We start from the raw sequence: 18,445 nt of genomic DNA on the forward strand, positions 1-18,445 counted from the left end.
AGGCTTGGTGGATGGCGACAGTTATTCTCGTGCGGCACGGCCGCACCACAGCCAATGCCACTGGACTGCTGGCCGGTCGGGCCGCCGGTGTCAGCCTGGACCAGATCGGGCGCGAGCAGGCGGCTTTGACCGGAGAGCGGCTCGCGGCCGTGCCCGTAGTTGGGGTGGTATCGAGCCCTCTCGAGCGTTGTCAGCAGACCGCCCAAGTCATCCTTGATTGCCAGGCCGGCACTCCCTACGCGCCGTTGGAATCCGATCTTACCGAGTGCGATTACGGCCAGTGGCAGGGCCGCACCCTCAGTGATCTCGCAACCGAAGATCTGTGGTCGGCTGTGCAATCGCAGCCGTCCGCCGTCACCTTTCCCGGCGGTGAATCCATGGCCGCGATGCAGGCTCGGGCCGTAGCAGCAATTCGACGCCACGATGCAGCCTTCGAAGCCGAGTACGGGCCAGGAGCCGTATGGGTGGCGGTGAGTCACGGGGACGTCATCAAATCAGTCGTCGCCGACGCGCTCGGCATGCACCTGGACCTGTTCCAACGCATTAATATAGGCCCTGCCTCCGTATCGATCGTGCGCTTCGGAGCCAGTCGGCCAAGCGTCTACGCGGTCAACACCGACGCGGGGGATCTGTCGTGGCTGTCCAACGGCATCCACTCCGGCGATGCGCCGGTGGGCGGCGGTGCAGGGCATGGGGCGCCATGAAGCTCATATGCCTAAAATGCTCATATGCCTACACGTGTTCATGAGTTTGCCTGGCCTGATCGGGTCGTCGTTGGCACCATTGGCCTTCCGGGGGCACGCACGTTCTACCTGCAGGTGCGGGCGGGGACTCAGATCGTAAGTATCGCCTTGGAGAAGCAGCAGTCGGCTCTGCTCGCCGACAAAATCAACGAAATTCTGGACCACCTTCTCACCGTCGAGGGCAACCCCCACAGCGTTCCCACCAGTACCCCCACTGAATTGGTTGACAATGACCAGCTCGAGGCCGTTCAGGAGCAGTTTCGGACCGGCGCCATGAGTTTAGGTTGGGACCCGACGACGGCGCAGGTGGTGATAGAGGCCTACCCGATCACCGATGTCGACGCTGATGGCAACGACGAGTCGCTTGATGAGGACGACGCTGACGTGCCCGAAATGCTGCAGGTGCGGATGCCGGTTGGCACCGCCCGCGCATTCGCTAAGCGCACGCGTGAGGTTGTGGGCGCCGGGCGTCCCGCGTGCCCGCTCTGCGGTTACCCCGTAGACGCCGACGGGCACGTCTGCACTCGGCCCGAGGTCTGATGCCGGCGCCCGACCTGTCTACGGCCGAGCTGACGCTCACTGGGCGCATTACGACGGCGTCGAACGCCACCTTCCTGGGCAGCATCGGGGACACGGCAGTCGTCTATAAGCCGATAGCCGGGGAGAAACCGCTGTGGGATTTTCCCGACGGCTGCCTTGCCCACCGGGAGGTCGCCGCCTACCTGGTTTCGGAGGTCCTCGGCTGGAACGTGGTGCCACGCACCTGGCTGCGCAATGGTCCGTTCGGCGAAGGGATGGTGCAGCTGTGGCAGGAGACAGACCCCGACCAGAACGCGGTGGACCTCGTTGCGTCGGACGACGTACCGGAGATCGGTTGGAAACACGTCCTCGAGGGTCAGGATGAGAACGGACGGATGGTCGCCCTCATACACGAGGGCTCTCCGGCGCTCAGACGCATGGCGGTGTTCGACATAGTCGTGAACAACGCCGACCGTAAAGGCGATCACATCCTTGCCATGACGGACGGACACCGGCACGGCGTGGACCACGGGCTTACCTTTCACCGTGACTACAAGCTGCGTACGGTGCTGTGGGGGTGGCTGGGAGACGCTCTGACCGTCGAGGAACTTGAGGGCATCGATCGTGTCAGCGAAGGACTGAACGGTGAGCTTGGCCGAAACCTGGCGGACCTGCTCAGCGCCGAAGAAACTGCGTCGGTCGCCGCGCGCTGCGCCCGGTTGCGCTTGGCGCGTCGGTTCCCGGCTCCGAGCGGTGAGATGTCGGCGGTGCCCTGGCCGTTGTTCTAAGGGAATCACGGCTACGGGCTTCTCAGGATGCTCCACGTTGAACGTCGGAACGGTTACCGTGCAGGACTCGCGGGGCGGGCCGGAACTGCAGCTTATTCAAAAGGTTCTCTGTCCAAAATCAGGGCGGATACAACAGCACTATGAAAATGGGGAAATGACTACTTATGAAACATCCGATGGAAACGCGGTGCCGGACGTACCGCCGACACCGGACCATGCACCGCAGCTGAGGGCCAAGCGCCAGAAGTTAGCGAGGCTCCGGTCGGCCAACGGCGCCCGGATCATCTTGGGCTCGGTGCTGGCAATGCTCATGGTCATCACCTGGTTGGCCAACAATCCTGGCTTTCAGAGCGGCAGCAGCCCTTCCGACTGGAAGTCGGAGCTCAGTGCGGCCGATCTGAAGAACACCATGAACAATGGCGAGACGAAGGGTGCGCCGCAACAAACAGTTGTCAACGGCTGGTACGCCAATGACATAGCGACTGTCACTGCTGCGCAGAACACCTACATTGCCGCAAGTTCCGCCCGGAACGGGAGTTTCTTGGCCCTCATTGGATTAGGACTAGCCGGGGAACTCATCATCCGGGGTGTGGAAAGGGCAAACCGACAGCGGCCATCGATGTCCTGACAGGCAGGGAAGTGGACGGCTACATATCGTAGACGTCGCGTCGATGCACTACGCTGCCAATAACCACGAGCAGGACGTCGACTTGGCTCGTATGGATGACGCGTTCGTCACCTACACGGACCCGAAACCCCCGACGGCCGCTCAAGGCAATTGCTTTGGGCGGCCGAGGATCCTGGCCCAGCAGCGAGTTAGCGCCCACGCAAAATGTCAGACCCCCTTTCCATAATGAGTACATGGCAAGCGAAGTGGTGGCAAAGGCGTTTGAGGCGATAGACGCCGCTGTTGCCACGCTTCGCGACGAGGTGGCTGAATCCGGTTGCGGGTCGCCCCCGGACTCCGACCCTCTGGATGTCGTTGCTGACGGATGCCTGGACATCCTTGCCGGGATCGCACGGGCTGAGGCTCGGATCGCGGCATTGAAGGCGGAGGCAGCCGCTACATATGCGGACTCGGCGCGGTTGGCAGCACCTCTGAACATGCCGGTCCAGGCGCAGGAAATGGCAATGGCGGCCGAAGTGGGCTGTGTACTGGCCATCGGCGACCGGGCCGCGGGCGCGCTGCTGGAGCAATCCTACGCTTTGGCAACATCTCTGCCACGTACCCTTGCAGCCCTTCAGGCGGGAACGGTTTCGTGGCAGCACGCCAGGGTCATGGTGGACGAAACCGCCACCCTAGACCGCGACGCAGCCAAGGCACTGGAAGCCCACTTCCTCGATTCTGACGCGCCCAGTCCTGCCCCCGGTTGCCCGGCCGGCGAGATGCCCGCCTACAGGTTCCGGCGGAAAGCCCGGACCTGGCGGGAACGCCACCACCCGGACAGCATAGAAAAACGCCATGCTAAGGGCGTCGAGGACAGGTGCCTGGAGTATATTCCGGAGCAGGACGGCATGGCGCGGATGTCCGCCTACCTGCCCGCGGACCAGGCGGCTGCGATCTGGAACCGCATGACCGCCATCGCGCGGGGCCTGCAGGGTCCCCAGGAGGACCGGACGCTCACGCAGCTGAGGGCAGACGCCTTCGCCACGGCAGCCCTGCGAAGCGACAGCGGCTGCACCCGCTGCCGCAACAGCATCGGAAGCAGCGGGACCGGGGCCAGGGCGGGGGCACCCGGGCTTGCCGATATCCCCACGCCCCGGGCAGAGGTCCTGATCACCGTTCCCATCTTCTCCCTGCTCGGCGTGACCGCGGAGCCGGCGATGCTCGACGGGTACGGGCCCATCCCCGCCTCCATGGCCAGGGATCTCGTGGCCAACGGAGTTGACTCGTTCCACCGGGTGCTGGTTGATCCGCGGGATGGGGCACCTTTGGAAATCGGCCGCACGAGTTACCGGCTCACGAAAGCCATGCGGAACTGGCTCCGGATGCGCGACGGTAAGTGCCCGTTCCCCGGCTGCAGCAACCATTCCCTGGACAACGAGGCAGACCACCTCCTGGCCTGGCATCACGGCGGAACCACCGGGATCAGCAACCTTGGACAGCCATGTCGCCGGCACCACAGCCTCAGACACGCCAGCGGCTGGAATCCGACGCCGGCAACAAAGAATGAGCCGCCCGGCTGGGTCTCACCATCAGGGCGCAAATACAAAAGTGAACACCAGGACTGGGAACCACCGCTCTGGCCGTCTTCACCGGGGCCACGAGCCAGCGAGGGGCACCGGCCTGGGCCGTATGCACTGCGGTCCCCTGCCTCGCGCGGGACCGTGGACTATGTTTGGATGCCGCCATCGGCGGGAGAAGACTGCCTTCGCGCGTACCTCAGTGCAAGATGAGCTGCCGGACGAACCTACCGGGCCTCGACCGCCGTGGGCTCCGCTGCGCCACCGTCTGTCCAGGGGGGCGGATCCACGTTGACCTGTGTGAGATTCCGTTCACTATAGGACCATTCCGGAATGTTGACCGCTGTGTTAGCGGAAGATTTTCGACTAATGGAAGAAGCCGTTGTTCCAACTTAGTGGCCCTTGTTGTCGAAGAAGGTCGGCTAACACGGCTGGAGACACACCAAGTGATCGAGCACTATGCTCGGCACTACCAGATGGACAACATGGGGGGACTATGCGAAGTCGAATCACCAGTGCGGCCGGTCTATTGGCGGCCGGAGCCCTCCTCAGCGGGTGCTCGGGGACGATCGCAGAAATAGGCTTTACCGGCTACGACTGCGGAATCTAGCCTCTCGGCCCCCGCTGCTACTCCCGCTGCCTCAGAGTCAAAGCCGTACGCGGTAGCACTTGATGTCGATCCCTCTGCGGCCAAAGCCTGTGCGGCACTACACGTGGGCCCTGAAATTTATGCCGCTATCGGAAAGTCCAGCCTCGGCGCTGAAAGCACGACAAACGGCGCGGTGCAAGGCGTGATCTGCTCCTTCGTCATGGGTAACCACACCATAAGCACCCCGAACTCTCTAACAATCGGTGTGCGGAAAAACACGCGCGATTTCTACAAGAAAATTGCTCCTGACTCCATCCCTGGATGGACCAGGCGAGACATTTCTGGAGTTGGCGACACGGCGAGGTTTTACGAATTCGGTCCTACCAGTGAGGACGCGAACCACATGTTGCACACCCTCAAAGGCGATCGGATAGTCGCTCTCACGGCAGTGTTCACCACCGCTCCCGACGGCGCCGACCTCTCTGTCTCCCGCTACGCGGCCATCGTCAACAAAATTCTCGGCTAAGCCTCCAGCCAGATCTCAAAACGGCAGGGTGTCCTGGTCTTCGACGTGCACCATCCGATGCCGAGGAAGACCCCCCCCCACCCGTCCTCCAACGCACAAGGGAAGCCGCACAAAACGTGCGGCGTCCCTTGTTGTCAGGTCCTGGAAACTGTCGTGACTAGAAGTCCCAGTCGTCGTCTTCCGTGTTAACGGCCTTGCCGATGACATAGGAAGAACCCGAGCCGGAGAAGAAGTCGTGGTTCTCGTCGGCGTTCGGCGACAGGGCCGAGAGGATGGCCGGGTTCACATCGGTGACGGAAGCCGGGAACATGGCCTCGTAGCCCAGGTTCATCAGCGCCTTGTTGGCGTTGTAGTGCAGGAACTTCTTGACGTCCTCGGCCAGGCCAACGGAGTCGTAGAGGTCGTGAGTGTACTGGACTTCGTTTTCGTAAAGCTCGAAGAGCAGCTCGAACGTGTAGTCCTTGATCTCCTGCTTGCGCTCCTCGGAGAGACCTTCCAGGCCCTTCTGGAACTTGTAGCCGATGTAGTAGCCGTGCACGGCTTCGTCGCGGATGATCAGGCGGATCAGGTCGGCCGTGTTCGTCAGCTTGGCCCGTGAGGACCAGTACATGGGCAGGTAGAAGCCCGAGTAGAACAGGAAGGACTCCAGCAGCGTGGAGGCCACCTTGCGCTTCAGGGGATCGTCGCCCTGGTAGTAGTCCATGACGATCTGGGCCTTCTTCTGAAGGTTCACGTTCTCCGTGGACCAGCGGAATGCCTCGTCGATCTCCTTGGTGGAGGCCAGCGTGGAGAAGATCGAGGAGTAGCTCTTGGCGTGCACGGACTCCATGAACGCAATGTTCGTGTAGACGGCTTCCTCGTGCGGGGTGATCGCATCCGGAATCAACGACACGGCGCCGACGGTGCCCTGGATGGTGTCCAGCAGCGTCAGGCCGGTGAACACGCGCATGGTGAGCTGCTGCTCGTCCGGAGTCAGCGTGGCCCACGACTGCACGTCGTTGGAGAGTGGGATCTTCTCGGGCAGCCAGAAGTTGTTGACCAGACGGTTCCAGACGTCTACGTCCTTATCGTCCTGGATGCGGTTCCAGTTGATCGCTTCGACGTGGCTAAGCAGCTTGACCTTCTCGGTCATGTCATCCCCTAAAAGTTGGGTTGTTCTTTGAAGTTAAGCGTACGACGGCGGGCGGGCGCCCGCCGTCGTACTGTCAAGATTTAGTTGAAGCTACAACTACAGCATGCAAGAAACACAGTTGTCCACCTCGGTTCCCTCCAGCGCGAGCTGGCGGAGACGGATGTAGTAGATGGTCTTGATGCCCTTCTTCCAGGCGTAGATCTGGGCCCGGTTGATGTCACGCGTGGTGGCCGTGTCCTTAAAGAACAGCGTCAGGGACAGGCCCTGGTCCACGTGCTGGGTGGCTGCGGCGTATGTGTCGATGACCTTCTCGTAGCCGAGCTCGTACGCGTCCTGGTAGTACTCCAGGTTGTCGTTCGTCAGGTACGGCGCCGGGTAGTACACGCGGCCCAGCTTGCCTTCCTTGCGGATTTCGATCTTGGACGCCACCGGGTGGATCGAGGAGGTGGAGTTGTTGATGTAGGAAATCGAGCCCGTCGGCGGGACGGCCTGCAAGTTCTGGTTGTAGATGCCGTGCTCCATAACGGAGGCCTTCAGCTCGCGCCAGTCATCCTGGGTGGGGATGTGGATGTTCTTGAACAGCTCCGCAACCTTCTCGGTCTGCGGCACCCACTCCTGCTCCGTGTACTTGTCGAAGAACTCGCCCGAGGCGTACTTGGACTTCTCGAAGCCGCCGAAGGTCTGTCCGGTCTGGATGGACAGCAGGTTGGAGGCGCGGACCGCGTGGTACACCACCGAGTAGAAGTAGATGTTGGTGAAGTCCAGGCCCTCTTCGGAACCGTAGTGGACCCGCTCGCGGGCCAGGTAGCCGTGCAGGTTCATCTGGCCCAGGCCGATGGCGTGGGACTGGTCGTTGCCGCGGGCGATGGACGGCACCGAGGTGATGTTGGACATGTCCGAGACCGCCGAGAGGGACCGGATGGCCGTCTCGATGGTCAGGCCGAAGTCCGGGCTGTCCATGGCCTTCGCGATGTTCAGCGAGCCCAGGTTGCAGGAGATGTCCTTGCCGGTCTGGTCGTAGGACAGGTCATCGTGGTACGTGGTGGGCTGCGAAACCTGGAGAATCTCCGAGCACAGGTTGGACATGATGATCTTGCCGTCGATCGGGTTTTCCCGGTTCACGGTGTCCTCGAACATGATGTACGGGTAGCCGGATTCGAACTGGATCTCGGCGAGGGTCTGGAAGAACTCGCGCGCCTTGATCTTGGTCTTCTTGATCCGGGAATCGTCCACCATCTCGTAGTACTTCTCGGTGACCGAGACATCGGAGAACGGCATGCCGTAGACGCGCTCGACGTCGTACGGGGAGAACAGGTACATGTCCTCGTCCTTCTTGGCCAGCTCGAACGTGATGTCCGGGATGACAACGCCCAGCGAGAGGGTCTTGATGCGGATCTTCTCATCCGCGTTCTCGCGCTTGGTGTCCAGGAAGCGGTAGATGTCCGGGTGGTGCGCGTGCAGGTACACCGCACCCGCACCCTGGCGGGCACCGAGCTGGTTGGCGTAGGAGAAGCTGTCCTCGAGGAGCTTCATCACGGGGATGACGCCGGAGGACTGGTTCTCGATCTGCTTGATCGGGGCGCCCACTTCGCGGATGTTGGTCAGCGCGAACGCCACACCGCCGCCGCGCTTGGACAGCTGCAGCGCCGAGTTGATGGACCGGCCGATCGATTCCATGTTGTCTTCGATGCGGAGCAGGAAGCAGGAGACCAGCTCGCCGCGCTGCTTCTTGCCGGCGTTCAGGAACGTGGGCGTGGCCGGCTGGAAGCGGCCTTCGATGATCTCGTCCACCATCTGCAGGGCGAGTTTCTCGTCACCACGGGCCAGGTGAAGGGCCACCATGCAGACGCGGTCCTCGTAGCGCTCCAGGAATCGATTGCCGTCGAACGTCTTCAGCGTGTAGGACGTGTAGAACTTGAACGCGCCCAGGAAAGTCTCGAAGCGGAACTTCTTTTTGTACGCGCGGTTGTAGAGCTCGCGGATGAAGTTCATCGTGTACTGGTCGAGGGTTTCGCGCTCGTAGTACTGGTTCTTCACCAGGTAGTCGAGCTTCTCTTCCAGGTCATGGAAAAACACGGTGTTGTTGTTCACGTGCTGCAGGAAGTACTGGTGTGCAGCCTCGCGGTCGGCCTCGAACTGGATCTCGCCGTTCGGACCGTACAGGTTCAGCATGGCGTTGAGCTCGTGATAGCCCAGACCCTTATAGGCGGCCGGCATCTCGGGCTTTTCGACGGCAGCGCCTGCGCGGGTGCCCTGGCCTTCGGCCCTGGTTACTTCTGTGTCTGCGACAGTCGTGTCCAAAACGTGTCCAATCCATTGTGTACGCGGGCGACGTCTTCTGGCGTGCCCATTAGTTCAAATCTGTAAAGCCGGGGGACGTTGCACTTGGCGGCAATAATGTCCGCGGCCATGCAGTAGTTGTCCCCGAAGTTTGTGTTGCCTGCGCCGATAACCCCACGGATCAGTTGCCTGTTCTGCGGGTCGTTCAGAAAGCGGATCACCTGCTTGGGCACGGAGCCCTCTCCCCCGGTGCCCCCGTACGTCGGCACTACCAGGACGTAAGGCCGGGTGGCGAGAAGGGGTGCATCCTTTGCATGGAGCGGGATCCGTGCCAGCTCACATCCGAGCTTCGCGACAAAGCGGCTGGTGTTCTCGGAGGTGGAGGAAAAGTAGATGAGCTGGCTCTGTGTGGTGACAGGCGCCAACGGGGCCACCTGGGCCCTGGCTACTGCCAGTGCTGACACGGGAGTCACCTCATGTGTGCGGATTGAAAGTTGCCGGCTGGCGAAAAGTTTAAGGCCTTAGGCCACGGAGGAAACGGCAGACAGTGCCAGTTCCTCGATCTTGTCCGGGCGGAAGCCTGACCAGTGGTCCTGGTCCGTGACTACAACAGGTGCCTGCATGTAGCCCAGCGCCTTTAGGCGCTCGAGGGCCTCGGCGTCCTGGGAAATGTCAACGCTCTGGTAAGTGATGCCCTTTTTGTCCAGCGCACGGTAGGTTGCGTTGCACTGTACACACGCAGGTTTGGTGTAAACCGTAACGGTCATTGTCCCTGTCCCCTTTATCGAAATCTTCGCTCGTCTTAGTCCTGCCCAAGCTGTACGTCGATACTACATGTAGTGCAGACGGCTCTTCGGAACCCCAAGATGATGTATTACAAGTATGTCATTTAATGCACTTTTAATCCACAGGCAAGCGCCCTCAAAATGTCCGGAATCCCGCCATTTTTGCGGACGAAATCCACACCCTGTGGAGTACTTAGCCACAATTAACGCCCCGCGTGTCGCGTGCTGGACGGCGTGTCGCGCATCGTGGGCGGACCACTACATCTGGTGCCGGGCACGCAAAAGGGGCCCTGAAGATGCCTCCAGGACCCCTGCGAAGTGATGAACCTAACCAGCTACAGCAGAGCCTCCCGGCGGTCCAGGACAATCTGTTGCACGTCCAGGTAGCCGGACTGGAATCCCGCCCGTGAATAGCACAGGTAGAACAGCCACATCCTCTGAAAAACGGCGTCGAACCCCAGCCCGCCCACCTCCTGCGAGCGCGCGATGAACTGTTCCTCCCAGAGGCGGAGGGTCGCGGCGTAGTGATCGCCCAGGCCCATCCGCTCCCGCACCCGGAGGGTGGTGTGCTGCTGGGTCACGCTTTCGATGGCCCGCACGGACGGCAGGAACCCGCCGGGGAAGATGTACTTGTGCACCCAGGTGTACGCGTTGCGGGTGGCCAGCATGCGGCCGTGCGGCATGGTGATGGCCTGGATGGCCACCTTCCCGCCCGGGGCCAGCACGCGGTCGATGGTCTGGAAGTAGATGGGCCAGTACTCATAGCCAACCGCCTCGACCATTTCCACTGACACAACGGCATCGAACTCGCCTTCCACGGCGCGGTAGTCCTGCAGCGCCACGGTCACCTGGTCTGCGTAGCCGGCGGCTGCAATCCGTTCCTGCGCCAGCGCCCGCTGCTCACTGGAGAGCGTCACGCTGTAGACAGTGGCACCGCGGGCTGCTGCCCGGAGGGCCAGCTCACCCCAGCCGGTGCCGATCTCCAGCAGCCGCGTGCCGGATCCGACGCCGGCCTTGTCCAGCAGCCTGTCGATCTTGGCTTGCTGGGCTTCCGCCAAGGCGTCCCACGGGACCGAATCCAGTGCACCGTCGCTCAGCGGGAAGAGCGCCGAGGAGTAGCTCATGGTGGTGTCCAGGAAGTTGGAGAAGAGCTCGTTTGAGAGGTCGTAGTGCCGCGAGATGTTGCTGCGTGTGTTGTGCTCTTCGTTGCGTTCCTGCCGCGGCGTCCGCGGCAGGTACAGGGTCCGCAGCTTCTGGAGCGGTGCGGGGATCAACGTGTCCACAGACGCGGCGAAGACCTCCAGCACCCCGGCGAGGTCTGATGCTTCCCAGTCCCCCGCCATAAAGGATTCGCCCAGCCCGATCAGGCCGTTGTCACCGATCCGCACTTCGAACGCTGCCGGCCTGAGCATGGTCATCACCGGTGCGTCCGGGCCGCCGGTGCCCAGCACCGAACCGTCCGGGTAGGCAATGCGCAGGGGCAGCCGGCGTACGGCCGCCTTGAACAGCAGGCCGGCGGCCTTGCCCGCCACCAGCGCTTTAGTGCCCGACGGCGCGTGGGCAACACCGGGCCACACTTCCGGATCGATGGTGGCCGGTGACGCCGGTACCCCGGCAGCAGTATGCCCTGTCACCGGGTGCCGTGCGGCTGACTTCGCGGCGGAGACCTCCGCAGTCGCGGCTGTTCCGTTTTCATCGGTCATGGTCATTGGACTGCCTCCTGTGAGGGGTGATGTGGTTTTTTGATGACTGGCAGGCGTCGCGCCCAGAGTTTGATGCCCTGAACCCGGATCAGCGCCGATACCAGCAGCGGCGCTGCCGGGACGGCCACGGCCGCTGCCAGGATGTTCCTGACGGTGGCCGGGCGCCGGTCCCCGTCCATGGTCGCGGCGAACGGCCGCTGCCCTTCCCGCTCCAGGACGATGGAGACGGACAGCCGCTGCTCCGGTGCGGGCAGCTTCATCCGGTACTGCCCGTCAACGTCATTGAACGGTGAAACGTAGAAGGCCTTGGGCACGCTGGCCCGGCCGGAAGGATCCGTTTCCAGCAGGTAGCAGTGGCGTTCGCCGTAGGTGTTGTGGACCTCGGCAATGACACACTGCAGCTCCCCGGACATCCGGTAGCACCAGAAGAGGGTGAGCGGGTTGAAGACGTGGCCGAAAACCCGGGCGCTGGTCAGCATCCGGATGGCCCCGACGTCGGGCTCTATCCCCCGGGTCCGCAGGAACCGTTCCACGTTGCTGCGGATGGTGGCGTCGGGATCACCCAGGTGGTCGGCGGCCCGGAAGACAGCCAGCGGCCGCATGAGCCGGGGCAGAACCGGGAGCCGGTCCACGTCCACAAACCAGCTGTAGCTCCGGTAGGTGAACGCATTCTTAAGCGGCGTCTGGCGCACGTGGGAAATGGACGTGCGGTAGATGGCTGCGGTTGAGCTCATGCGCCCTCCGAGGCAGAGAGCAGTTCGGGCTCGGGTGCCTGAGTAGCGGGCGTATCCCAAGTTCGTCCCAGGCTCGCGGCGGCACGGACACCGGCCAGGGCGCCGTCCTCATGGAACCCCCAGCCCAGGTAGGCGCCGGCGTAGGCGATGCGGTCATCGCTCAGGGCCGCAATGCGCTGCTGTGCCCGCAGTGATTCGGGGGTGTACTGGGGGTGTTCGTAGACCAAATGTTCCAGCACCCGGTCCTGCGCGATGAGCTCGGACTCCCCCAGGCTCACCAGGTACGGCAGGCCATCGGCAGGCTCCAGGCGCTGCAGCCGGGTGAGGTCGTAGCTGACCAGGACCTTGTCCGGGCGGGCTTCGCAGTCCGGGAGACGGTAGTTCCAGGACGCCCTGGCATTGTCCGCGGCGGGCAGGACGGCCGGGTCCCGGTGGAAAACGGTGTGGTTGACGGAGTACGGCATCTGCCCCAGGGCTTCCTTTTCGGCCGGCGTGGCGTCCGCGAGGAAGCTCAGGGCCTGGGCCGGGTGGGTGGCAATGACCACGGCCTCGAAATCCTCCACTCCGTGATCGGTGTCCACTTCCACGCCGAGGGCGTGGCGCCGGATAGCGGTGACCGGACTGCTAAGCCTGATGTCCGGGAGCGTGGCGGCCAACTTCTCCACGTACTGCCCCGAACCGCCGGTGACGGTCCGCCACTGCGGCGAACCCTTGACGCCCAGCAAGCCGTGGTGGCCCAGGAACGTGAAGAGGTAGCGCGCCGGATAGGACAGTGCCGTGGTGGGATCGCATGACCAGACCGCGCTGACCACCGGCGTCGTGAAATGGGAGATGAAGTACTTGCTGAAGCGTTCCTTTGCCAGGAAGTCACCGAGGGTCAGCTCCGCGCCGCCCGCACCAGGGCCGGCGTCGGACGCTGGAGCTGACTCAATCAGAGCGCGGGCCCTGCGGTAGAAGCGCATGACCTCCAGCAGCATCAGCAGGTAGCGTCCGCGCAGCAGGCTGGACGGGCGGGCGATGATCCCGCGGCCGCCCCCACGGGCCCCGGCGTACTCCAGGCCGCAGCCATCACAGCGGACAGACATGCTCATTTCGGAGTCCTGCGTCTCCACGCCCAGCTCGGCGAACAGCCGCAGCAGGGTGGGATAGGTCCGCTCGTTGTGGACGATAAAGCCGGTGTCGATGCCGAGGACGGATCCATCCGGCTGCGCGACATTGTGGGTGTGGGCGTGGCCGCCCAGCCTGCTGTCCGCCTCGAAAAGGGTGACGTTGTCGTGCCGGTTCAGGACATACGCGGCCGTCAGGCCGGCCACTCCGCTGCCCACGACCGCGATGCGCCGTCCCTGCGGCTTGAAGGTCGAGTTCCCTGCCAAAGACACTGTTCTGCTCCCCTGCTCGGACTGTATGTGCGCTTGCTCGGTGCAAACTCTCTAAGGGCAGTTCGACGCAGTGGGGCCGGTGGATGACTGAGTTTGCCGTAAATCTTTGTGCCAGAATGAAGCGGGCGTTCCATCCCCGGCACACCGCAGTGCCAAGGCGGCCCTGACCGAAGGACAGCGTTGGTAAATCCCGTACATCTGAAGACCCTCCTGGAAGTTACCCGGCTGGGCTCGTTCGCGGCCGCAGCGGCACGCCTGGGCTACACGGCGTCGGCTGTCTCGCAACAGATGTCCGCCCTCGAACGCGAGACGGGCGTGGTCCTGTTCCAGCGTTCGGCCCGCAGCGTGGTCCCCACGGAAGCCGCGGAAGTGATGACCCGGCACGCCGCGAAGGTGCTGACGGACATCGAAGCCCTGATGGCGGCAGCCTCCAAGACACACAGCAGCACCAGCCAGGAGCTCCGGCTGGGAATCTTCCCCAGCCTGGCAACCTACGTCCTCCCGCGCATCCTGAAGAATCCGGCGTGGAAGGACCTGGCCATCGACCTCAAAGTAACGGTGGCCGAACCGGCCCAGACCATCCAGGGACTGCGCACCGGCGGAGAGCTGGACGTGGCCCTCGTTTTCCAGGTGGGCCAGTCCGGGCTCGCCTGGCCGCACACTATTAACCGGCAGTGGATCGGCGATGACAACTTCCGCGTAGTGCTCCCCGCGGGCTGGGGGTTCCGCACGGACGCCAAGGTGGCCGCTGACCATCTGTCCGAGCTGCCCTGGATCATGCACCACCCCGGGAGCCCCGACGCCGTGGTGATCGAACGGCTCTTTGCCAGCTGCAACCTGCATCCGCGCGTGGTGGCCCACAGCGACGACTTCCATGCCAGCCTCGAAATGGCGGCCGCCGGACTGGGCGCGGCGCTGGTGCCCGAGCTCGCATTGCGGAACCGGCCGGCCGGCGTAGTAGTGCTGGACGTTCCCGAGATCCGGCTGGCCCGGAACGTGTTTGCCCTGCTCATCAACGAGAAGAAGACCGCCCGCGTGCAGCTGTTTGTGGACCTGCTCGCCGAGACGATGGCTGCTGCGGGGTCCTCAGGCAATTAGCCCGGAATGCTGGAAAGCGCGGCACTTGGGGTCTATGTTGAAGGTATGAACAGGGTAGCGAGCCAGCACTTTGGAGAAATCGAGCTCAACCACGGCAGGGATCACAACATCGCCGCCAAACATGAGCTGGGTGGCCAGGTACTGGAACTCGACCTGAACATCAACGCCCACGACCACTTTGACGAAGCGGCCATGCACAAGGTGGACTACCGGCTGCGGTTCCTCCCCGAGCTGGTAGATGAGGTGCGGCAGATGATCGCCGAGGAGCTGGAGCAGGAAGGCACCAGCCCCCAGGAATACCTCCACTTCCACTGCAGCGCCCTCAAGGACGAGCACCTGCAGAAAGTCTTCGGCGTGGAGGAACGCAGCCAGCTCACCAACGACGTCTTCCTCAAAGCCCTCAAGCTCGGCCACGTGGGCATTTTCCCCGGCCAGCCCGAGCGCTACTTTGTCATGGACTTCACCCTGGGCTCACACTTCACGGACGAGGTCCTGGTGGTAGCCGCCGACGAAGACGGCGTGGTGGACGACGAAATCCTCTGGGAGTCCTGAACCCTTAACGCACGACGGCGGCCGGTCACCTTTCGGTGACCGGCCGCCGGCGTTAATGCGGTGGGTTACTTGGCGGATTCCAGCAGGCCGGCGCGAACCGTCTTGGTGGCCTTGACCAGGTTGCGCAGGGACTCTTCGGTCTCGGCGTAGCCGCGGGTCTTCAGGCCGCAGTCCGGGTTGACCCAGAGCTGGCGGGACGGGACGTGCTTGACGGCGGTGGCCAGGAGTTCGGTGACCTCGGCTTCGCCCGGAACACGCGGCGAGTGGATGTCGTAGACGCCCGGGCCAACGCCGCGGCCGAAGCCGTGGGACTCGAGGTCGTGGACAACCTCCATGCGGGACCGTGCCGCTTCGATGGAGGTGACGTCTGCGTCGAGGCCGTCAATGGCGTCAATGATCACCCCGAACTCCGAGTAGCAGAGGTGGGTGTGGATCTGCGTGGCGTCGGCCGCACCGGCGGTGGCCAGGCGGAAGGAATCCACTGACCACTTCAGGTACGTGGCGTGGTCGGCCTTGCGCAGCGGCAGGAGTTCGCGCAGTGCGGGCTCGTCCACCTGGATGACCTTGATGCCGGCAGCCTCGAGGTCCGCGATTTCGTCGCGGAGGGCCAAGCCAACCTGGTTGGCGGTCTCGCCCAGAGGCTGGTCATCGCGGACGAAGGACCAGGCCAGGATGGTGACCGGCCCGGTGAGCATGCCCTTCATGGGCTTGCTGGTCAGCGACTGGGCGTACTCGGCCCAGGCCACCGTGATGGGGGCGCTGCGGGTGACGTCGCCCCAGAGGATGGACGGGCGCGTGCAGCGTGAGCCGTAGGACTGGACCCAGCCGTGGACCGTGACGTCGAAGCCTTCGAGGTTCTCGGCGAAGTACTGGACCATGTCGTTGCGCTCAGGCTCGCCGTGCACCAGGACGTCGTAGCCGAGCTCTTCCTGCAGCTCAACAACGCGCTTGATCTCGTCCTTCATGAGCTGCTCGTACTGCTCGTTGGTGAGGGCGCCCTTATTGTTGCGGGCTCGCGCCGAGCGGATCTCGGACGTCTGCGGGAATGAGCCGATGGTGGTGGTGGGCAGCGGCGGGAGGTGCAGGGCCTCTTCCTGGGCGGCTTCGCGGACTGCGTAGGCGGAGCGGCTGAAGTCCGCTGCGGTCAGGGCCTCGGTGCGGGCCCGGACGTCGTCGCGGCGGACGCCTTCGGCGATGGCGCGGGCGGCGATGACTGCGGATGCCTCGTCGATGGCAGCCTTGGCCGAGGCCGGGTCGGCCAGGTAGGACGCGAGGGTCTTGACTTCCACGGCCTTCTGGTCGGCGAACGCGAGCCAGCTGCGCAGCTCCTCGGAGAGCTGGCCTTCTTCGGTGACGTCGTGCGGGACGTGCTGGGTGGAGGTGGAGGTGCTGACGGCGATCCGGCCGGCGGCAGCCTTCAGTTCGTCCAGCTTGGCGGCGGCGACGGCGAGGTCGTTGCGCCAGATGTTGTGGCCGTCCACGACGCCGGCAACCAGGGTCTTGTTGCCGAGGCCGGCCAAGGCCGCTGCGGACGGGACCGCGCCCTTGAAGGCGTCGATGTGCAGGGCGTCGATGTTGGTGGCGGCAAGTGTGCCCAGCTGGCCATCGAGGGCGCCGTACGGGGTGGAGACGAGGATCTGCGGGCGCTTGGCCGCACCGGAGAGGACTTCGTAAGCGCGGGCAACGGCTGCTTCGATTTCGGCGGCCGGGGTGTCCTGGTCAACAACCAGGGCGGGCTCGTCCAGCTGGATCCAGCTGGCGCCTGCGGCGGCGAGCCTCTCGAGCAGCTGCACGTAGACCGGCAGGACGTCTTCGAGGCGGGACAGCGGAGCGAAGCCTGCGGGGGCTTCATCCGAAGCCTTGGAGAGCAGCAGGTAGGTGACCGGGCCAACGATGTACGGGCGGGTTTCGATGCCGTTGGCCAGGGCGAACTCGAATTCCTCAACGATGCGGTTGGAGGCGAGGGTGAACTCGGTCTCCGGCCCGATCTCCGGAACGAGGTAGTGGTAGTTCGTGTCGAACCACTTGGTCATTTCCAGCGGCTGCTGGTCCTTGTTGCCACGGGCCAGGGTGAAGTAGCCGTCGATGTCGAGCTGGCCTTCGGCGTTGAGGAGCTTGCCGAAGCGGGCCGGGACAGCGCCGAGATGGGCGGTGGCGTCCAGGACCTGGTCGTAGTAGGAGAACGTGCCCGGAACAGCAGCGGCTTCGGTGAGGCCCAGTTCCTGCAGGCGCTTGGCGATGGTCAGCTGGATGCCCTTGGCGGCGGCGTCCAGGGCAGCAGCGTCGATCTTGCCGGCCCAGTAGGCTTCGATGGCCTTTTTGAGCTCGCGGCGGCGGCCGATGCGCGGGTAGCCGAGGAGTGACGCGGCCGGGAACGGAGTGGCGGGGGTGTTCTGTTCAGTCATGGGAGATTCCTTGAGTGTTAGTGGAAACTGTGAATGGTCTGGCGGATGTTGGAAGGTCAGCTGGCGAGCTGGCGCCGGAGGGTGGCGCTGCGGCGGCCAACTGAACGGGACTGGCGCGGAAGTGCCAGTTTGTCCAGCACCTCCAGAGCGCTCTGGTGTTCGTTGAAGGTGTAGATGTGGATGCCGGGCGCTCCGGCCTCGAGGGCCGCGTTGGCCAGCTCCACCGTGGCCCTGACACCGATCCGGAGTCGTTCGCCGTCGCTGTCCGCGGCGGCCAGGCGGGCCAGGAGTTCCGGTGCCGGTTCAACGCCGGTCAGTTCGCCGAGCCGTGTGACCCGGCGCAGGCTGGTGAGCGGCATAACGCCCGGGATGATGGGGATGGTGACCCCGGCCCGGCGTGCGCGGCTGATGAGGTTCGCGTACTGCTCGGTATGGAAGAAGACCTGGGTGATGGCAAAGTCGGCGCCGGAGCGCTGCTTGGCGAGCAGCACCTCGACGTCGTGGGCTTCACTGGGTGATTCCGGGTGCCGGGTGGGGTACGCGGCGACGCCCACGGCGATCTTGCCTGCACACAGGAGGGCCGACCGCCGCTGTTCAACCCGCCGGATGAGCTCGATCAGGTCCTGCGCATACCGCAGTGACCCTGCGGCGAGCGGTGCACCGTCCTTGGGCTGGTCGCCCCGGAGGGCCAGGATGCCCCGGACGCCGGTGTCCAGGAGGTCGCCGATGATCTCCGCCAGTTCCTCCGGCGTGTTGCCCACGCAGGTGAGGTGGGCGAGCGGCCGGAGCGTGGTTTCCAGGAGGAGCCTGTTGATGAGTTCGACGGCGGTGTCCCGGTTCGAGCCACTGGCACCATAAGTGACGGAGACATAGTCCGGCTCGGTGGTTTCCAGTTCCCGGATGGTAGTCCAGAGCGACTCGGCCGCAGCCGGCGAGCGGGGCGGGAAGAGCTCGTACGAGAGCGCCACGGGTGCAGTCTCGGTGAGGTTCGGATGCGTTTCAATAAGGCTTGGCGGTGACATTTGCGT

17 protein-coding genes are annotated in these 18,445 nt (G+C 63.9%); 8 read left to right on the forward strand and 9 right to left on the reverse strand.

Annotated elements, in window-relative coordinates:
* The first annotated feature begins 11 nt into the window (after window positions 1–11).
* The 6 genes from ACX80V_RS16535 (at window position 12) to ACX80V_RS16560 (ending at window position 5,349) form a co-directional block, all read left to right on the forward strand.
* Complete coding sequence (locus ACX80V_RS16535; protein ID WP_485844053.1) at window positions 12–704, forward strand: MSMEG_4193 family putative phosphomutase; 693 nt, start codon at window positions 12–14, stop codon at window positions 702–704.
* 24 nt (window positions 705–728) lie between these two features.
* Window positions 729–1,283: a DUF3090 domain-containing protein gene (locus ACX80V_RS16540; RefSeq protein WP_485844054.1), complete on the forward strand. Its 555-nt coding sequence runs from the start codon at window positions 729–731 to the stop codon at window positions 1,281–1,283.
* The gene (locus ACX80V_RS16545) at window positions 1,283–2,050 is read left to right on the forward strand and encodes an SCO1664 family protein (RefSeq protein ID WP_485844055.1); all 768 of its coding nucleotides are present in this window, start codon (window positions 1,283–1,285) and stop codon (window positions 2,048–2,050) included. Before ACX80V_RS16540 ends, ACX80V_RS16545 begins: the two co-directional genes overlap by 1 nt.
* Window positions 2,051–2,087: 37 nt before the next feature.
* Complete coding sequence (locus ACX80V_RS16550; protein ID WP_485844056.1) at window positions 2,088–2,678, forward strand: hypothetical protein; 591 nt, start codon at window positions 2,088–2,090, stop codon at window positions 2,676–2,678.
* Between the two features lie 233 nt (window positions 2,679–2,911).
* Window positions 2,912–4,447, forward strand: a complete 1,536-nt coding sequence (locus ACX80V_RS16555; protein WP_485844057.1) for an HNH endonuclease signature motif containing protein — start codon at window positions 2,912–2,914, stop codon at window positions 4,445–4,447.
* Between the two features lie 500 nt (window positions 4,448–4,947).
* Entirely contained in the window at window positions 4,948–5,349 is a 402-nt protein-coding gene (locus ACX80V_RS16560; RefSeq protein WP_485844058.1) for a hypothetical protein, read from the forward strand.
* Between the two features lie 157 nt (window positions 5,350–5,506).
* On the opposite strand, the gene nrdF is transcribed toward ACX80V_RS16560, so the two are convergent.
* The 7 genes from nrdF to ACX80V_RS16595 all read right to left on the reverse strand — a co-directional run bounded on the left by nrdF (window position 5,507) and on the right by ACX80V_RS16595 (window position 13,362).
* Entirely contained in the window at window positions 5,507–6,481 is a 975-nt protein-coding gene (gene nrdF, locus ACX80V_RS16565) for a class 1b ribonucleoside-diphosphate reductase subunit beta (RefSeq protein ID WP_024368367.1), read from the reverse strand.
* 96 nt (window positions 6,482–6,577) lie between these two features.
* Window positions 6,578–8,698 (reverse strand): class 1b ribonucleoside-diphosphate reductase subunit alpha, encoded by a 2,121-nt coding sequence (gene nrdE / locus ACX80V_RS16570; protein WP_248764138.1) that lies wholly within the window; start codon window positions 8,696–8,698, stop codon window positions 6,578–6,580.
* A gap of 53 nt (window positions 8,699–8,751) precedes the next feature.
* Window positions 8,752–9,225 (reverse strand): class Ib ribonucleoside-diphosphate reductase assembly flavoprotein NrdI, encoded by a 474-nt coding sequence (gene nrdI / locus ACX80V_RS16575; protein WP_200950610.1) that lies wholly within the window; start codon window positions 9,223–9,225, stop codon window positions 8,752–8,754.
* A gap of 57 nt (window positions 9,226–9,282) precedes the next feature.
* Window positions 9,283–9,528 carry a glutaredoxin-like protein NrdH gene (gene nrdH, locus ACX80V_RS16580; protein ID WP_013601222.1) on the reverse strand — a complete coding sequence of 82 codons (246 nt, stop codon included), beginning with the start codon at window positions 9,526–9,528 and terminating at the stop codon, window positions 9,283–9,285.
* A gap of 353 nt (window positions 9,529–9,881) precedes the next feature.
* The gene (locus tag ACX80V_RS16585) at window positions 9,882–11,255 is read right to left on the reverse strand and encodes a class I SAM-dependent methyltransferase (protein ID WP_485844059.1); all 1,374 of its coding nucleotides are present in this window, start codon (window positions 11,253–11,255) and stop codon (window positions 9,882–9,884) included.
* A complete protein-coding gene (locus tag ACX80V_RS16590) occupies window positions 11,252–11,983 on the reverse strand; it encodes a DUF1365 domain-containing protein (RefSeq protein ID WP_485844060.1) in 732 nt (243 codons plus the stop codon). Before ACX80V_RS16590 ends, ACX80V_RS16585 begins: the two co-directional genes overlap by 4 nt.
* The gene (locus ACX80V_RS16595) at window positions 11,980–13,362 is read right to left on the reverse strand and encodes an NAD(P)/FAD-dependent oxidoreductase (protein WP_485844061.1); all 1,383 of its coding nucleotides are present in this window, start codon (window positions 13,360–13,362) and stop codon (window positions 11,980–11,982) included. The genes ACX80V_RS16590 and ACX80V_RS16595 overlap by 4 nt, the downstream gene beginning before the upstream one ends.
* A 180-nt stretch (window positions 13,363–13,542) precedes the next feature.
* Here ACX80V_RS16595 and ACX80V_RS16600 point away from each other — a divergent pair, with 180 nt between their 5' ends.
* Both ACX80V_RS16600 and ACX80V_RS16605 read left to right on the forward strand, forming a co-directional pair.
* Complete coding sequence (locus ACX80V_RS16600) at window positions 13,543–14,460, forward strand: LysR family transcriptional regulator (RefSeq protein ID WP_252599504.1); 918 nt, start codon at window positions 13,543–13,545, stop codon at window positions 14,458–14,460.
* Between the two features lie 45 nt (window positions 14,461–14,505).
* Entirely contained in the window at window positions 14,506–15,012 is a 507-nt protein-coding gene (locus ACX80V_RS16605; protein ID WP_056341533.1) for a DUF2004 domain-containing protein, read from the forward strand.
* A 65-nt stretch (window positions 15,013–15,077) separates the two neighbouring features.
* Here the strand turns inward: ACX80V_RS16605 and metE are convergent, their stop codons facing one another.
* Both metE and ACX80V_RS16615 read right to left on the reverse strand, forming a co-directional pair.
* Window positions 15,078–17,417: a 5-methyltetrahydropteroyltriglutamate--homocysteine S-methyltransferase gene (metE, locus tag ACX80V_RS16610; RefSeq protein WP_485844062.1), complete on the reverse strand. Its 2,340-nt coding sequence runs from the start codon at window positions 17,415–17,417 to the stop codon at window positions 15,078–15,080.
* Between the two features lie 56 nt (window positions 17,418–17,473).
* Complete coding sequence (locus ACX80V_RS16615; RefSeq protein WP_485844063.1) at window positions 17,474–18,439, reverse strand: methylenetetrahydrofolate reductase; 966 nt, start codon at window positions 18,437–18,439, stop codon at window positions 17,474–17,476.
* Window positions 18,440–18,445 lie beyond the last annotated feature (6 nt).

The organism is Pseudarthrobacter arbutini, assembly GCF_054510915.1.

Excerpts from the sequence above, each read along its gene's own strand:
- ACX80V_RS16535 (WP_485844053.1), top strand. The coding sequence starts at position 12 with ATGGCGACAGTTATTCTCGTGCGGCACGGCCGCACCACAGCCAATGCC.
- ACX80V_RS16540 (WP_485844054.1), top strand. The coding sequence starts at position 729 with ATGCCTACACGTGTTCATGAGTTTGCCTGGCCTGATCGGGTCGTCGTT.
- ACX80V_RS16545 (WP_485844055.1), top strand. The coding sequence starts at position 1,283 with ATGCCGGCGCCCGACCTGTCTACGGCCGAGCTGACGCTCACTGGGCGC.
- ACX80V_RS16555 (WP_485844057.1), top strand. The coding sequence starts at position 2,912 with ATGGCAAGCGAAGTGGTGGCAAAGGCGTTTGAGGCGATAGACGCCGCT.
- nrdF (WP_024368367.1), bottom strand. The coding sequence starts at position 6,481 with ATGACCGAGAAGGTCAAGCTGCTTAGCCACGTCGAAGCGATCAACTGG.
- nrdE (WP_248764138.1), bottom strand. The coding sequence starts at position 8,698 with ATGCCGGCCGCCTATAAGGGTCTGGGCTATCACGAGCTCAACGCCATG.
- nrdH (WP_013601222.1), bottom strand. The coding sequence starts at position 9,528 with ATGACCGTTACGGTTTACACCAAACCTGCGTGTGTACAGTGCAACGCA.
- ACX80V_RS16585 (WP_485844059.1), bottom strand. The coding sequence starts at position 11,255 with ATGACCATGACCGATGAAAACGGAACAGCCGCGACTGCGGAGGTCTCC.
- ACX80V_RS16590 (WP_485844060.1), bottom strand. The coding sequence starts at position 11,983 with ATGAGCTCAACCGCAGCCATCTACCGCACGTCCATTTCCCACGTGCGC.
- ACX80V_RS16605 (WP_056341533.1), top strand. The coding sequence starts at position 14,506 with ATGAACAGGGTAGCGAGCCAGCACTTTGGAGAAATCGAGCTCAACCAC.
- metE (WP_485844062.1), bottom strand. The coding sequence starts at position 17,417 with ATGACTGAACAGAACACCCCCGCCACTCCGTTCCCGGCCGCGTCACTC.
- ACX80V_RS16615 (WP_485844063.1), bottom strand. The coding sequence starts at position 18,439 with ATGTCACCGCCAAGCCTTATTGAAACGCATCCGAACCTCACCGAGACT.